2 protein-coding genes are annotated in these 1,704 nt (G+C 54.0%); both read right to left on the reverse strand.

The window, feature by feature from the left end; genetic code table 11:
• A partial coding sequence (locus tag ACTHS3_RS12400) for an exodeoxyribonuclease III (RefSeq protein ID WP_440368072.1) occupies nt 1-344 on the reverse strand: 344 nt, incomplete at its 3' end.
• A gap of 43 nt (nt 345-387) precedes the next feature.
• The gene (gene argA / locus ACTHS3_RS12405; RefSeq protein WP_070608458.1) at nt 388-1,701 is read right to left on the reverse strand and encodes an amino-acid N-acetyltransferase; all 1,314 of its coding nucleotides are present in this window, start codon (nt 1,699-1,701) and stop codon (nt 388-390) included.
• Nucleotides 1,702-1,704: the final 3 nt, after the last annotated feature.

Consider the following 1,704-nt stretch of genomic DNA (forward strand, 5'->3'; position numbering starts at 1 on the left):
CTGCTGCCGCTGGGCAGATACAGCGAAATTACCGACAACTTGCCGAAATCGCAACGGACAAAACGGCCTTCTCTGTCAAATTCTTCAATGCCCATGCCGATTTGCACATTGTCGGGTTTGCGTTTGCTGTACACCGCCACGCCGCTGTAACCGCGCTTTTCGGCGCAATGCCAGTAGCCGTGCATACCGTGCGGATTTTTCATATCGTCTGACAGGTCGGCCTCTTGTGCCTTCAGTTCCTGCACGCAGACGATGTCGGCACCGGAAGCGGCGATGTATTCATAAAAACCTTTTTTATAGGCGGAGCGGATGCCGTTGACGTTGGCAGAGATAATTTTCAACATAAGATTTAAGTGATTTTTAAAAACGGATAATAGATTGAAGTTTTCAGACGGCCTGCAAGTCATAAACAAATACTTTGGAATTGCGACCGTTGGCATTGTATTCCTGCCGGCGCTCGGCAGGCAGATCATCGGCCGAGGCCGTCTGAAAGCCCCGTTCGACAAACCATTCGCCTGTATGTGTGGATAAGGCGAAAAGCGTTTTGATATTTAAGGCGCGTGCTTTTTGAAACAGATGTTCCAACAGCAATTCGCCGTAACCGCCGTCACGAGCTTCGGGCGACACCACCAGACAGGCCAATTCGCCGCAGTCCGGTTCGGCAAAGGTTTTCAACGCCACGCAGCCGTAAATATTTTGATCGTGTTCCAATACGGAAAAACTGGAAATATGGTTTTCCAAATACTCGCGGCTACGGTGTAACAAGATGCCTTGTTCCGCCAGAGGACGGATTAAGGCGATGATGTGCGGAATGTCGTCGCTGCGTGCCTGACGGATGGAAACAAACGGCTCACGCGCAATCGAGGTACCGCTGCCCTCGCGGGTAAACAGCTCGCGCAACAGGCTGCCATCTTCACGGCCGTTGAGAATCTGCACCCGCGATACGCCGTTTTCCAACGCGCCTACCGCCGCATGCAGCAAATCGGCCGGCGCATCGGGATTGTCGTGTATCAGCTCCTGCACTTCGCCGACAGACAAAGTATTGGCCAACGAGCCGTCGGCGCGGCGGATACCGGTTTCTTCGGTCAGGAAAACCAGCTTCTCCGCCTGCAAAGCCATTGCCACTTCCTGCGCGGTTTCGCACATGCTCAGATTGAAGGTTTTGCCGCTGTACGAATGCCCCAAAGGACTGATCAGCACCACCGCGCCGCCATCCAAACGCAAACGGATTTCTTCCGCGTCGATTTTGCGGACGGTACCGGTATAGCCCATATCTACGCCGTCGATAACGCCCAACGGACGGGCGGTAATAAAGTTGCCGCACGCAATAACCGGTGGCTTGCTCCGTTGCTGTGCGGATACGCTGCTGAACAAGGCGGCTTCCACATCGCTGCGGATAATCCCCGCCACCTGCTTCACTTCCATCAAAGTCGCTTCATCGGTAATCCGTCGGCTGCCGCTGTATTTCGGAACAAAATCCCGACCCGAAGCTAATTTATCAAGCAAATGCCGTGAACCGTGTACCAAGACCAAACGCAAGCCCAAGCTGGCCAACAGGTTCAAATCTGCGGCCAAACGAATCAGGGGTTCGCCTTCCAACAGGCTGTCGGTCACGCCGACCACCATGGTTTTGCCGCGCAAATATTGGATATAGGGCGCGGCTTCGCGAAAGCTGGCGACAAAATGGGCGATGGCACTCATAGC

It is taken from the genome of Neisseria sp. P0009.S007, from assembly GCF_051962515.1.